This window comes from Janthinobacterium sp. GW460-12-1-14-LB5 (assembly GCF_059423585.1).
This window is the reverse complement of sequence record NZ_JBWKYD010000019.1, coordinates 101202-115359: the sequence shown is the minus strand read 5'-3', so window position 1 is coordinate 115359 and position 14158 is coordinate 101202. Positions and strand designations below refer to the sequence as shown.

The window sequence follows — 14158 nt, the reverse complement described above, 5'->3', positions numbered from 1 at the left end:
GCGCCAATATAGCAGGAATGGCGCCTGTCTCACGCCGTCAGCACGCCTGCGCGATAAGTATTGCGCCCATCCTGCTTGGCCTGGTACAGCAGCACGTCGGCCCGCTGCAGCAGCACGGCGGGAGAAATGTCTTCGTCGCGGTAGAAGGCCAGGCCGATGCTGGCGGAAATGCGCACGCTGATGCCGTCGAGTTCGAACGGCTGCCGCATGGCGGCGACGATTTTTTCGGCCAGCACGGCCGCGTCGTCGGGGCGGGCGATCTGTTCCATGATGATGGTGAATTCGTCGCCGCCCAGGCGGGCGATGATGTCGGTGGCGCGCATGGTTTGCGTCAGGCGCTGGGCGAAGGCGCGCAGCAGGGCGTCGCCCGTGCCGTGGCCGTGCGTGTCGTTGACGGGCTTGAAGCGGTCGATATCCATGTACATGACGGCCATCAGGCGCTGCTGCTGGCGGCTGGCGTGCATGGCGTCGCTGAGTTTCTGCTGGAAGCCGGCGCGGTTCGACAGCCCCGTCAGCGCGTCGACCTGGGCCAGTTTCAGCAGGCGCTGCTTTTCGCGCTTTTGCACGGTGATATCCTGGCGCATCACGTGAAAACCCACCACCTGCAGCTTGTCTTCGCCGATCTGCGGGATGTAGATCACCTCCATGCAGCGCTCGATGCCTTCCTTTTCATCTTCCTCTTCAAAACTCAGGGTTTCGCCGGCCAGCACGCGCTCGATATATGGCGCCACCGTGCCGTAGCGCGCCTCGCCCACGGTGTCGCGCACGCTCTTGCCCAGCACCTGGCGGCCCGTCAGGCCGAATTCGCGTTCGTACGCGATGTTCAGGAAGCGGTAGACCTGGTCGGCGTCGATGTAGGCGATCATGGCCGGCAGGGTGTCGGCGATGGTGCGCAGCCGTGCTTCGCTTTCCAGCAGCGCCACTTCCGATTCGCGCAAGGTGGTGATGTCGTCCAGGCTGCCCACGTAGCCTTCGATGCTGCCGTCGATGAGGATGGGGGCAATTTTGACGGAGACCCACACCAGCCTGCCGTCGCGCTGCAGGCAGCGCAGGGTGGACTGGAATGGCGCGTGGCTGCGCGTGAGCTGTTCCAGCGCCACGTGCATCAGCGGGTAGTCGTCCGGGTGCAGGGCGCTGGTCCAGCCGGCGCCCAGGGCGGCGGCGCGCGGCAGGCCCGTGATGGCTTCGAAGGTGCGGTTGACGTAGGTGCAGCGGCGCTGGCGGTCCAGGCGCACCAGCCCGAGCGGCGAGGCGTCGTTGACGGCGGCCAGTTCGGCCTGTTTCTGGCGCAGTTCCAGTTCCTGCTGGCGGCGCTGCGAGATATCCTCGGCGATGCACAGGATATGTTCGACCTGCTGGCGCTCGTCGAACACGGGCACGGAGACGGCGCGCAGGTAGCGCAGGCTGCCGTCAAGCAGGCGCAGCGGCTTTTCCGTATGGTCGATGACGCCCCGTTCGGCCAGGATGGCGCGGTCGTCCTCGGCATCGTGCAGGCCAAAGCCGGGCGGAAAGGCCTGGCAATCGGTCTTGCCGATGACGTCGGCGGCCAGGTGGCCGGTGATATCCTCGGCCGCCTTGTTCCACACTTCCATCCGGCCGAAGTTTTCCGGGCGCGCGCTTTTCACGTACACCAGCACGGGCAAATGGTCGATCAGCGACTGCAGGAAGCTGCGGTTGTCCTGCAGCGCCAGTTCGTCGTGCTTGCGCGCGCTGATGTCGCGCGAGGTGACGGCCACGCCGTCGGCGATCGGCACCACCTGGTGGCGCAGCCAGCGCGTGCCGCCCGAGGCCAGTTTCAGCTCGAATTCATCTTCCAGCGGCTGGCCCGTTTCCATCACCAGCACGAAGCGCTTGAAAAAGCGCTCGCCGCGCAGCAGCGGCACGCGCGGCAGCACGCGCTGCCCCAATAGTTCCGAGCGCGGCTTGCCTAGCATGTCGGCGGCCCGCTCGTTGACGTCGGCGAAGATGAAGTCTTCCACCGGCTTGCCCGGCGCGGGGCGCCAGGCTTTCAGCAGCAGCACGGCATCGAGGCTGCCCTGGTGTGCCGCGCGCAGCAAGGCTTGCGTTTCCGTGGCCTGGCGGATGCTGCGGCGCAGGCGCGCGCTCTGGCGCATCAGCAGGGCCGTAAAGCCGGCGATGAGCACGCTGGCGGCGAGCAGCGCGCCGACATACGCCAGGCGGCGGTGTTCGAAGCGGGCCAGGGCGACGGCACTGCTCACGCCCACCACGGCCAGCAGCGGGTAGCGCGGCAGCTCGCGGTAGCTGTAGATGCGCGCCGTCGCGTCGACGGGCGGCTCGATCAGCAGTTCCTCGGGCGCGTGCTGCGGCGGTCCCGGCATGCGGAAGTCGATGCGGTCGCTGAGGATCAATTGCTCGCCGATGCGCCCCACCGTCAGGCCGCTGTCGCGCGCCACCAGCATCAGCGCGCCCTGTTCGTCGAGGTTCAGGCGGTCGTAATCGTCGACAAAATACGTGGGGTCGACGTGGATGACGATGGCGCCGGCAAAGCGGCCCTGCGCATCGTTCAGGCGGCGTGCCAGGCGGATGGTCCAGTGCTTGCTGCCCGCGTCCAGCATGGGCGTGTCGACCAGCGCCGTGTCGGACGCATTCGCGGCCAGCGCCCTGAAAAACGGCTGGCTGGCCAGGTTTTCCGGCAAATACGCGTTGGCGCTGTCGATCACGTTGCCGTGCGCGTCGACGAGCGCGATCGGCAATGCCAGCTTCGACGGCAGCACGCTGTCGAGCAGGCCCTGGCGGCGCGTGAATTCATTCAGGCGCAGGGCGCCGTCCGTTTCCTCGTATTTGAGCTTGAACAATTGCGTCGCGTGATCCGTCTGGCGCAAGGTGAAACTGGTGTGGTCGGCCAGGGTACGCGCCAGCGACTGGCTGACGGCCACGGCGTCGCGCACGGCGCTGGCCCGCTCCTGGCCCACCTGGTACAAGACGGCCGCCCACAGCGCCAGCAGCAGGATGAGCGCGAACAGGGGCACCAGGCTGAGACGGTACAGGCGGCGGGCAAGGCGTTGCAGGGGTCTTGTTATCGCTATCACGGGCGCTTGCAGGCTAGATTGATGAAAAGGGGAACGTGGAGGAGCGGCGTGGCGCGCATGATAGCCGAATCGGCCCGCTTGCGCTGCGCCCTGTTGCTGCTCCCCACCGTCCGTTCGTAGTCTGTCGCTGATCCTATTCTGCGTTAATTCTGCGTTAAATCAAACATGCGTGGCGCTGCGCATGCTAAAAAAAGCGCCATGCTGCCGGCACGGGCGTGGCGAGTGGCAGAAAAAGTACAATTCGGCTTGCATCCTCATTAAAATGGTGGCTTCTTCCTCCCATATCGAAAGTTGTCATGCAGAGTAAAAAGCCCGACGCGGCAAGACTGGACAAGATCGTGGCCGAAGCGCGCCGCGCCGCCGACCAGCGCGAGAGCGGCTACCGCGAGCGCTCGCTGAAGATGTATCCGTGGGTGTGCGGCCGCTGCATGCGCGAATTTACGCGTGCCAACGTGCAGCAGCTGACGGTGCACCACCGCGACCATAACCACGACAACAATCCGCCCGATGGCAGCAACTGGGAACTGCTGTGTCTGTATTGCCACGACAATGAGCACTCGCGCTACCTGGAAGCGGATCGTGGCGCCGGCCTGCTGTCGGCCGAGGTGGCGCCCGCCACGCACAATCCGTTCGCCGCGCTGGCCGGCCTGATCAAGAAAAAGGACTGAGCGGGCCGCGCCGCTTTCCCATGCGCATCCTGCTGACCGAAGACGACCCGCAGCTGGGCCGCGCCACGCAGATCGGCCTGGAACAGGGCGGCTACGCCGTCGACTGGGTCACGAGCGCCGAACATGCGCACACGGCCGTGCGCCTGCACGACTATGCCTGCATCCTGCTCGACCTGGGCTTGCCGGGGCAGGACGGCATGCAGGCGCTGGGTGTGCTGCGCGATAACGGCTACAGCGGCGCCGTGCTGGTCGTCACGGCGCGCGACCAGGTGGGCGAGCGCATCGCCGGCCTGGACGCGGGCGCCGACGACTTCATCGTGAAACCGTTCGACCTCGACGAGCTGGCCGCCCGCATCCGCAGCGCCTGCCGCCGCGCCGCGGGCCGCCTGCGCGAGCACCTCGTGCACGGCGACCTGGTGCTTGACATCGCGGACCGGCAGGTGACGCAAGGGGGCGTGCCCGTGACCTTGACGGTGAAGGAATTCCGCATCCTGCAACTGCTGCTGGAACACGGCGGACGCGTGCTGAGCCGGGAACAGCTGGAAAAAAACCTGTACAGCTGGGGCGGCGAGGTGGAAAGCAATGCCGTGCAAGTGCACATCCACCACCTGCGCAAGAAGCTGGGGCGGGACTTGATACGCACGGTGCATGCGATCGGCTATTGCATTGATAAAGCGCAAACGGCTTGATGAAAAAACGGGCTACCCTGAGGCAGCCCGTTCGATGTTGACGCGGATGACGCCTTACATCATCAGACCTTACATCGTCAGAAATCGACGCTGGCCGATAGCCACAGACGGCGTCCGTCCAGGCTGTTGACGTAGCGGTTGGCGTAGTTCAAGGCCGGTGCGCGGTACGGCTGGTAGTCGATGAAGTCCTTGTTGAGCAGGTTGTACACGGCCGCGTTCAGGGTGACGCGCTGGTTCAGCTGGTAACTGCTGCCCAGGTGCAGCATGGTGTAGCCCTTGTAGTCGCCCAGCGCGGCCTTGGCGGCGCGCGTGGAAGCCGAGGTGCCTGGATCGCGGAAGCGCTCGCTGCGGTACTCGGCGCGCAGCCAGCCATTCCATGCGCGCGAGATATCCCAGCTCAAACGGGCGTTGACGGCGTGCTTGGGCGTGTCGCTCAGCGGTTTGCCCGCATTGCTGCCGCTCTTCTGTTCGCTTTCCGTGTACGTGTAGTTGGCGCTGGCCGACAAGGTTTTGCCCAGCGGGAAGCGCGTGTTCAGTTCGACGCCGCGGGTGACGGCCTCATCCACGTTGACGGATTGGCCAAAGGCATCGACGTTGGGCCAGTTGCCGAAGCTGACGCAGCCGGGACGGTTCGGCGACGGACGGTAACTGCAATTGACGAGGCCCGTGCCCGTCGTGATCTTGTCCTTGAATGTATTGTTGAACACGGTGCCGCTGGCGGTCCAGCCGGCCAGGTTGTCGAAGTAGGCGCCGATTTCCGCCGTCGTGCTCGTTTCCGGCTTCAGGTTCGGGCTGCCGACGAGCGGGATCGTGCCCTGGCCGCCGAAACCGTTGATGCCTGGCGACAATTGTTCCACGCGCGGCGTCTTGTAGCCCTTGCTGACGCCGCCCTTGACGGTCCAGCTCGGCGTCGCGTTCCACACGGCATACGCGCGCGGGCTGGTCTGGCCGCCAAAGATGCTGTGATCGTCATAACGGGCGCCGAAGGTCAGCGCGAGATTCTCCAGCACCTGCCATTCGTCTTCCAGGAACAGGGCTTTTTGCGTGAATTCGAATTTCTTTGGCGCCACGCCGTCCGTCATGTCCGCTTTCCACCATTGCGCGCCGACGGTCGCCATGTGTTTGCTCAAAGGCATGACCAATTTGGTGTCGAACACCTGGCTTTCCACTTCCAGCGTGCGCGCGCTGCCGGCGACGGCGCCCGGCGTGCCAGGCGGAATCGTGCGGCCCAGGGTTTCCGTCTTGTTCACCATGTAGCTGCTGTCGAGGGTGCCGAAGCCGAAGCGGCCCGTGTGCGACAGGGTCCACTGGTCGCGGTTGTATTTCTGCTCGGGACCGTAGCCGCCCTGCAAGCCCAGGGTGCCCAGCTGCTTCTTCGAATTGTCGTAGGTCTGGCGGCCCGCGTCGGCGTCGAGGATGACGGTGTGGTGGCGGTTTGGCGTGAAGGCCAGGCGCGCGCCGAAGTTGTCGATGTCCGCGCGCACGGGATTGGCGCCCATGTTCGGGGTGACTTCCGCGCCGGCCGCGTCGCTGTAGCGGATGTCGGCCGCGTCGCGGCGCTGCTTGCTGCCGCGCAGGGATAGGCCCAGCAGGTCGGTGGCGATGGGGCCGCTCAGGTAGAAGCGGCCGCTTTTCACGTCGCCGAAGTCCGATTCCTGCTGCACGGTGTAGTCGGCCGAGACGGAGCCCATCCACTGCTTGCCCACCTTGCGCGTGATGATGTTGATCACGCCGCCCATGGCGTCCGAGCCGTACAGGGTCGACATGGGGCCGCGGATGATCTCGATGCGCTCGATGGCGGCCAGCGGCGGCATGAAGCTTGTCTGCGTGCCGCCGAAACCGTTCGGCGTGACGTTGCCGGCCGCATTCTGGCGGCGTCCGTCGATCAGCACCAGGGTGTAGTCGCTGGGCATGCCGCGGATGCTGATGTTCATGCCGCCCGTCTTGTCGCCCGCCGCGCCCACGTCGATGCCTTCCACGCTTTCCAGCGCCTGCGTCAGGTTGCCGAAGCGTTCCTTCGACAGTTCTTCACGCGTCAGCACCGTGATCGAGGCCGGCGCCTGCTTGATGTCCTGCTCGAAACCGGAGGCGGAAACCACCACTTCAGGCATGCTGGCAGGCGTGCCCGTCTGGGCGTGGGCCGGCAGCCAGGACAGGGTGGCGAGCGCCAGGGCAAGCGTGGTGGGGCGCGGCAGGCGCGCGCGGAGGGGGCTGTGGGACATGCAAACTCCTGGAAGGTGGATTAGTTATTGGTCTGTATTGTTTAAGTAATGGGAATCATGAAAGCAATAAGAATCATTTACAATTACAGGCATGGCTTTCCCAAAAATATTTCGCTCCGGATCATGCGCAGAAGTTCTTAAGAGATTCTTAACTGCCGGCGGCGGCGTGCACACCTGGTCGCTGCGGCGCACCCTGCTGGCCGTGCTGCTGGGGCTGACCCTGGCCCTGTGGGTGGGCAGCGCCGCCATCGTGTATGTGGAAGCGCGCCGCGAAAGCCAGGAGCTGTTCGACCAGTCGCTGACCGAGACGGGGCATTTGCTGCTGTCGCTGGTGGAAAAGGACGTGCGCGAACATGGCTTGGCGGGAACCATCGACCTGCCGTTGCGCGGCCAGCGCAATCCCCACCAATACCTGCTGTTCAAGGTGCGCGACGCGCAGCAGCGCGTGCTGTACCGCAATGACGCGGCGACCGACATCGCCCTGTCGCGCAGCGCGCCCGATGGCCTGTCGTGGACCACGATAGCCGGCCAGCGCTGGCGTCTGTTTTCGCTGTGGGATCCGCAGCGCAGCCTGCAGCTGCTGGTGGCCGAACCGACCAGCCACCGCGACGACATCAGCCGCGGCTTCTTTTACCGCATCGCGCTGTTCGGCCTGCTGCTGGTGGCGCTGGCCACCGTCGCCATCTGGTGGAGCATCCACCGCGTGTTTCGCGTGCTGCAGGCGTGCGCCGAGGAAGTCTCGGCGCGCACGCCCGATGAGCTGGCCGACGTCAGGCTGGCTGGCGCGCCCGCCGAGCTGCATCCGCTGCTGCAGGAAATTAACCGCCTGTTCGGCAGGGTGCGGCACAGCCGCGACAATGAGCAGCGCTTCACGGCCGACGCGGCGCACGAGCTGCGCACCCCGCTGGCCGCCATCAAGACGAATCTGCAAGTGCTGCAGCGTGCCCGCAGCGCGGACGAGCGCGAGGAATTCATCGCCGCCCTGGGCGCCAGCGTGGAGCGCGCCACGCGCCTCGTCAACCAGCTGCTGGCGCTGGCGCAGCTCGATCCGCAGGCCCTGGAGATGCGGCTGGCGCCGGGCGACCTGGCGCACCTGCTGGCGCAGCAAGCCGCGCCCTGGCAGGCGCTGGCCGCGCCGTACGGACTGGCGCTGAGCGTGCACATGGCGCCGGCGCCGTGCGCGCTGCATGCGGATGGCCTGCATATGCTGCTGCGCAACCTGGTCGAGAATGCGCTGCGCTACACGCCGGCGCCGGGTGCCGTCGAGATCAGCTGCGGCGTGGAAGCGGGGCGCAGCTACCTGCGCGTGGCCGATACGGGGCCGGGCATCGCCGAGGAATGGCACGCGCGCGTGTTCGAACGCTTTGTGCGCCTGGTGCAGGTGGAAAGTGCGACGCAGCTGCCCGGCAGCGGGCTGGGGCTGTCCATCGTGCGCCGCATCGCCGAGCGGCATGGCGCGGACATCGTCCTGGGCACCGGCTTGCAGGGCAGGGGGCTGGCCGTGACGGTGGTGTTCCCCGCCGCGTAGCGTGACAGCGGGCTGGGCGATCCGGTAGCGATAAATCGCACAAGGCGCGTCCGGAATGCGGTATCTTTCTGTTATGCACAGCCCAGACAAGCCCATTCCTCCCGACCTCCCCCCGCTACCGCTGGCCGCCGCGCGCGCCCTGCACCTGGCCGCGCAAGGCTTGCTGCAGGCGCGGCGTAAAAAAGCCGTGAAGGCCGACGTGCTGGCCGCCATCCGCCAGATGGGCGTGCTGCAGATCGACACCATCCACGTGGTGGCGCGCAGCCCGTATCTGGTGCTGTGGAGCCGGCTGGGAGATTATCCGCAACCGTGGCTGGAGCAATTGCTGGCCGAGGGCGCGCTGTTCGAGTACTGGGCGCATGAAGCGTGCTTCGTGCCCATCGAAGACTATGGCTTGTACCGCCATCGCATGCTGGACCCGGCCGCCATGGGCTGGAAGTATTCGGTCAAATGGATGGCCGAGCAGGGCGAGGCCGTCGCGTCGGTGCTCGACCACATCCGCGCCAACGGCGCCGCGCGCTCGGCCGATTTTGAACGCACGGATGGCCAGGCGGGCGGCTGGTGGAGCTGGAAACCGGAAAAGCGCTCGCTCGAAGTGTTGTTTACGTCGGGCGTGCTGATGATCGCCAAGCGCCATCAGTTCCAGCGCTATTACGACCTGGCCGAGCGCGTGCTGCCGGGCTGGCACGACGGCTTGCTGCCGCCGGAAGAGCAGGTGCGCCGCCGCCTGCTGCTGGCCAGCGTGAAGGCGCTGGGCCTGGCGCGGGCCGGCTGGATCAGCGATTATTTTCGCACCAAACAGTCACGCGCCAGCCTGGCGCACGATCTGCAGGCGCTGGTGGACGAAGGCGCGCTGCTGCGCTGCACGGTGGACGGCTGGCTGGACGCCGTTTACGTGCATGCGGATCACGCGGAGCTGGCGCGCAATGCCGCCGCCGGCAAGCTGGCGCCCACCCTGACGACGATACTCTCGCCGTTCGACCCCGTCGTCTGGGACCGGCGCCGCGCGCTGGAACTGTTCGGTTTCGACTACCGGCTCGAATGCTACACGCCCGCTGAAAAACGCCGCTATGGCTATTTCACCCTGCCGATCCTGCGCCGCGGCGCCCTGGTGGGACGGCTGGACGCCAAGGCGCACCGCGCACTGGGCCGCTTCGAAATCAAGTCGCTGGCGCTGGAAGAGGGCGTGCGCCTCAGCTCCCGCCTGGTGCAGGACGTGGCCGGCGCCGTGCGTCGCCTGGCGCTGTGGCATGCGTGTCCGGAGATTGATATTGCGCAAGCGCAGCCGGCGCTATTTGGTGTGCAGCTGGCCGCCGCCCTGCACGACGGCGGCGCTGCCGCAAGGCAGGCCGCATGATGCTGCCGCCGGCCCCGCCCGCGCTGCTCGACGCCGAGGGCGTGCCCCATTTTGGCCGCTACACGGGGCAATTGAGCGCCTTCGACTGGGCCGCGCTGGCGCCGCCGCACGCGCGCGGGGCCCTGTGGCGCTTGTTCCACCACAAGCGCTGGCATTACGTGGCGCTGTCGACGCCGGCCATCTTTTGCGGCGTGGCCATCGTCGACCTGGGCTGGACCAGCACGGCGTTCGCGTATGCCTTCGACCGGCACAAAGGCAAGATCGTGGCCAGCTTTTCGCAGGATGGCGTGCCGGGCTTGAGCGCCACGGTGGCGCCGCACGCGGGTGCCAGCAGCCGTTTCCGCTTCCTCTCGCACCTGATCTCCATCGAGGCGCTGCCGCAGCAGCGCTACCGTTTGCGGCTCGATTGCGGCCATTTCGGCATCGATGCGGAGTTCGGACCGCCCGTGGCGCCCACCCTGCTGGCCGTCGGGCCCGTGGGCGAGGGCGGTTCCGTGCACGCGACGCAAAAGTCGGGCGGCCTGCCCCTGTGGGGCACGGTGCGCTGCGGCGCCATGGGCTACAGCCTGGACGACGGCGTGGCCAGCTTCGACTATTCGAACGGCTTGCTGGCGCGCGAGACGGAATGGCGCTGGGCCTCGGCGCACAGCCTGGACCTGGGTTTCAACCTGCAGGCCGGCTATTTCGGCGGGCACGAAAACGCACTGTGGCTCGATGGCCAGCTGTATCCGCTGGGGCGCGCGCATTTCGACTTCAATCCCGACAACCCGCTGGCGCCGTGGCACGTGTGGACGGACGACGATCTGCTCGACCTGCACTTCAAGCCCGAGGGCGCGCGGCGCGAGGATAAAAACCTGTGGATCGCCGCCAGCCGCTACATCCAGCCCATCGGCACCTTCAGCGGCTGGGTGCGCGCCAGCGCCGAGTCGCCCAAGCGCATCGTGGCGCAGCTGGCGGGGGTGACGGAAAGCCACCGCTCGCGCTGGTAGGCGCGCGCGGTTTTTTCGTGAAACGCTTTGCAAAGTCAAATTTTTTTGGCAACGCATCCTATACACTGGCGCAGCCACTCCGGCAATCCCGCTCCGGCAATCCATGAGGCCAGAACATGAGTATCCGTAATCTCGACAAGCTGTTCAAGCCGGCCTCGGTGGCCCTGATCGGCGCCACGGCGCGCGAACGCAAGCTGGGCGCCATCGCCCTGTACAACCTGCTGGGCGGGGGATATCAAGGCGAGATCTGGCCCGTGAATCCCAAGTACGACGAGCTGATGGGCCTGAAATGCTACCGCAAGCTGGCGCACTTGCCGAAGGCGCCGGAGCTGGCCATCATCTGCACGCCGCCCGCCACCATCACGGCGCTGATCCGCGAACTGGGCGCGCTGGGCACGCGCGCGGCCATCGTCATGACGTCCGGCCTCGATCCCGTGCGCGAGCAGTCGCTGCGCATGGCCATGCTGAAGGCGGCCAAACCGCATTTGCTGCGCATCCTGGGCCCCAACAGCATGGGGCTGCTGGTGCCCAAACTGGGCTTGAACGCCAGCTTCGCCCACGTGGGGGCAACGGCCGGCAAGATCGCCTTCGTGTCGCAATCGGGCGCGCTGGTGTCGGGCGTGCTCGACTGGGCCAACGCGCACGGCGTGGGCTTTTCCAAGTTCATTTCGCTCGGTGCCAGCTACGATATCGATTTCGGCGACCTGCTCGATTACCTGGCCGGCGACATCGACACGGCCGCCATCCTGCTGTACATGGAAGATATCCAGGCGGCCCGCAAATTCATGTCGGCGGCCCGCGCGGCCGCGCGCAGCAAGCCCGTCATCGTCCTGAAAGCGGGGCGCGAGGCGGAAGGCGCGGCCATGGCTGCCTGGCACACGGGCGCGCTGGCCGGCTCCGACGCCGTCTACGACGCGGCCATTCGCCGCGCCGGCATGCTGCGCGTGTATTCGGCCGAAGAACTGTTCGATGCCGTGGAAACGCTCACGCACATCCGCTCGCAGCGCGGCGAGCGCCTGGCGATCCTGTGCAACGGCGGCGGCCTGGGCGTGATGGCCACCGACGCGCTGGTGGGCAGCGGCGGCAAGCTGGCCGAACTGTCGCCCGATACCGTGATCGCGCTGGAAAAGGCCTTGCCACGGGGCTGGTCGCACGACAACCCCGTCGGCTTGCCCGGCGACGCGGCCGTGCAGCGCTATGCCGACGCCATCAAGCCCCTGCTCGACGAGCCGCAGGCGGACGCCTTGCTGCTGCTGCACGCGCCCACGGCCATGGTCTCGTCGATCGACATTGCCGAAGCCGTCACGCCGCTGATCAAGGCCACTTCGCGCACGGTGCTGTCGTGCCTGCTGGGCGGCACGACCGTGGCCCCCGCGCGCCAGGTTTTTAATCGCGCCGGCATTCCCACCTACGACACGCCGGAAAAGGCCGTGCATGGCTTCATGCAGATCGTGCAGTACCGGCGCAACCAGGAAACCCTGATGCAGGTGCCGGCGCAGCTGCCCATGTCGGCCACGCCGCGCCGCGCCAGGGTGCGCGAGATCGTCGCCGCCGCGCTGGCGGCCGGCCAGACGGTGCTGGGCGAATGCCGCTCGAAAGAGATTCTGGCCGCCTACGGCATCCCCGTGGCCACCACGCGCATGGCGGCCGACGTGGAAGCGGCGCTGGCCGTGGCGGCGGACATCGGCTACCCGGTGGCGCTGAAGATCCACTCGCCCGACATCGCCCACAAATCCGACGTGGGCGGCGTGGCGCTCGACCTCGACACGCCCGACATCCTGCGCACGGCCGCCGCCGCCATGCTCAAGCGCGTGCGCCGCATGCGCCCCGACGCGCTGATCGACGGCTTTACGGTGCAGCAGATGGCGCGCCGGCCGCAATCGCATGAATTGATCGTCGGCGTCACCACGGACGCCGCCTTCGGCCCCGTGATTCTGGTGGGGCAGGGCGGCATCGCCGTGGAAGTGACGGCCGACCACGCGATCGGCCTGCCGCCATTGAACATGGTGCTGGCGCGCGACATGCTGGCGCGCACGCGCGTGTCGAAATTGCTGGCCGGCTACCGCAACCAGCCGCCGGCCGACATCGACGCCATCTGCTACACGCTGATCCAGGTGGCCGAACTGGTGGCTGACATCGGCGAGCTGGCCGAACTCGACATCAACCCGCTGGTGGCCGACGCGGACGGCGTGATCGCGCTTGACGCGCGCATCCGCTTGCAGCCGGGCCAGCAGCGCGACCGCCTGGCCATCCGCCCGTATCCGCAGGAGCTGGAAGAGCAGGTGACGTGGATGGGGCAATCGATTCTGCTGCGCCCCATCCGCCCCGAGGACGCGCCGCAGCACATGGACCTGTTCCACGCGCTGGACCCGGACGACGTGCGCCTGCGCTTTTTTACCTCGATGCGCGAACTGCCCGTGTCGCAGCTGGCGCGCCTGACGCAGATCGATTACGACCGCGCCATGGCCTTCATCGCCACGCACACGGGGCCGGACGGCAAGCCGGAAACCCTGGGCGTGGTGCGCGCCGTGGCCGACCCGGACAATATCCACGCCGATTTCGCCATCGCCGTGCGCTCGGCCCTGAAGGGCAAGGGACTCGGGCATATCCTGTTCGAGAAGCTCGTCGACTACTTCCGCAGCCGCGGCACGGAAGCGCTGGTGGGCGAGGCCATGGCGCGCAACAAGGGCATGCAGCGGCTGGTGAAAAGCTTTGGCGGCGAGGTCACGCCGTCGGAAGAGCCTGGCGTCGTCAACTTGCATATCGGCTTGCGCGCGCCGTAAAAAAAGCGCGGGGGGCTCGCTGCGGGTTTGTGCAGGATCAAACCCATCCCTGTCGGTAGTCTTTACACTTTCACTTCCAGGATCAGATATCCAGCGTATTTTCGGGAGTGAGTGCATGCTTACGGCAACATATATATTGGTTTCCCTGTCGGTGGAACAGGCCAGCATCCGCATGAGCCTGCTGGCTTTTCAGAAATACATGCATGTGCAGTTGCGCCAGCAGAGCAGGCTCAGCATGGCGCAGCTGCAGTACGCGGGCGACTGGCTGAACCGGCTGTACCAGGGCGGTTACTGGCGCAAGGTCGAGATGTATCTGATTCCCGCCATCCGCCAGGCCGCACCGCATGCGGATGGCTTGCTTGATGAACTCAACGGCCTGAACCACGCGGCGCTGGAAAGCATCAATGTGGTGCAGCAGGGCGCGGGCGCCGCCATCGACCATTCCGAATTGCAGGCCGAGCAGCTGTGCGCCGCCATCGACGCCTTTTGCGCGGCCCTGCTGCAGCGCCTGGAAAAAGAAGAGCGCGAACTGTTCGCGCTGGCGCGCAAGGTCATCGTGGGCGAAGCGTGGTTTGCCATCGCCTACCAGTTCCTCGCCCACGATGCGCGCGCGCAGGAAGCGCGCCGTGGCAAGGCGCAGGTGCTGCCCTTTGTTTTGCCAGCGCCTTTGCCGGCCACCGGCGGCGCTGAAACGGCAGCCGATGAGGCCGCATCCGCGTTGCCCGTGCCGCCACAGCCGCTGCGTGCGCAGGCTTGAACGGGTAGCGAGCGCACACCCCGTCAGGCGGAGTCTGCCGGCGTCGTTTTTGTAATGGTGACTGGCGAGCTGTCATAGGGAAAGATATAGGGAAAAGATTCGTTTTATTCATTTG

General features: G+C 66.5%; 9 protein-coding genes. 7 read left to right on the top strand and 2 right to left on the bottom strand.

The window, feature by feature from the left end; translation table 11 throughout:
- Positions 1 to 29: 29 nt before the first annotated feature.
- The gene (locus AC07X6_RS19965) at positions 30 to 3050 is read right to left on the bottom strand and encodes a PAS domain-containing protein (RefSeq protein ID WP_494792129.1); all 3021 of its coding nucleotides are present in this window, start codon (positions 3048 to 3050) and stop codon (positions 30 to 32) included.
- A 296-nt stretch (positions 3051 to 3346) separates the two neighbouring features.
- Between AC07X6_RS19965 and AC07X6_RS19960 the strand changes: the two genes are divergently transcribed.
- Both AC07X6_RS19960 and AC07X6_RS19955 read left to right on the top strand, forming a co-directional pair.
- Positions 3347 to 3718 carry a YajD family HNH nuclease gene (locus tag AC07X6_RS19960; protein ID WP_034755042.1) on the top strand — a complete coding sequence of 124 codons (372 nt, stop codon included), beginning with the start codon at positions 3347 to 3349 and terminating at the stop codon, positions 3716 to 3718.
- A 20-nt stretch (positions 3719 to 3738) separates the two neighbouring features.
- On the top strand, positions 3739 to 4407 hold the full coding sequence (locus tag AC07X6_RS19955; protein ID WP_230541011.1) for a response regulator: 669 nt from the start codon (positions 3739 to 3741) through the stop codon (positions 4405 to 4407).
- 77 nt (positions 4408 to 4484) lie between these two features.
- Here the strand turns inward: AC07X6_RS19955 and AC07X6_RS19950 are convergent, their stop codons facing one another.
- Positions 4485 to 6629 (bottom strand): TonB-dependent receptor domain-containing protein, encoded by a 2145-nt coding sequence (locus AC07X6_RS19950; RefSeq protein ID WP_494792128.1) that lies wholly within the window; start codon positions 6627 to 6629, stop codon positions 4485 to 4487.
- Between the two features lie 166 nt (positions 6630 to 6795).
- Here AC07X6_RS19950 and AC07X6_RS19945 point away from each other — a divergent pair, with 166 nt between their 5' ends.
- The 5 genes from AC07X6_RS19945 to AC07X6_RS19925 all read left to right on the top strand — a co-directional run bounded on the left by AC07X6_RS19945 (position 6796) and on the right by AC07X6_RS19925 (position 14043).
- The gene (locus tag AC07X6_RS19945) at positions 6796 to 8157 is read left to right on the top strand and encodes a sensor histidine kinase (protein ID WP_494792127.1); all 1362 of its coding nucleotides are present in this window, start codon (positions 6796 to 6798) and stop codon (positions 8155 to 8157) included.
- Between the two features lie 73 nt (positions 8158 to 8230).
- Positions 8231 to 9514 (top strand): winged helix-turn-helix domain-containing protein, encoded by a 1284-nt coding sequence (locus AC07X6_RS19940; protein WP_494792126.1) that lies wholly within the window; start codon positions 8231 to 8233, stop codon positions 9512 to 9514.
- Entirely contained in the window at positions 9511 to 10503 is a 993-nt protein-coding gene (locus AC07X6_RS19935) for a DUF2804 domain-containing protein (RefSeq protein ID WP_494792125.1), read from the top strand. The genes AC07X6_RS19940 and AC07X6_RS19935 overlap by 4 nt, the downstream gene beginning before the upstream one ends.
- A gap of 116 nt (positions 10504 to 10619) precedes the next feature.
- Positions 10620 to 13286 carry a bifunctional acetate--CoA ligase family protein/GNAT family N-acetyltransferase gene (locus tag AC07X6_RS19930; RefSeq protein WP_494792124.1) on the top strand — a complete coding sequence of 889 codons (2667 nt, stop codon included), beginning with the start codon at positions 10620 to 10622 and terminating at the stop codon, positions 13284 to 13286.
- A gap of 115 nt (positions 13287 to 13401) precedes the next feature.
- Positions 13402 to 14043, top strand: a complete 642-nt coding sequence (locus tag AC07X6_RS19925; protein ID WP_230541005.1) for a hemerythrin domain-containing protein — start codon at positions 13402 to 13404, stop codon at positions 14041 to 14043.
- Positions 14044 to 14158 lie beyond the last annotated feature (115 nt).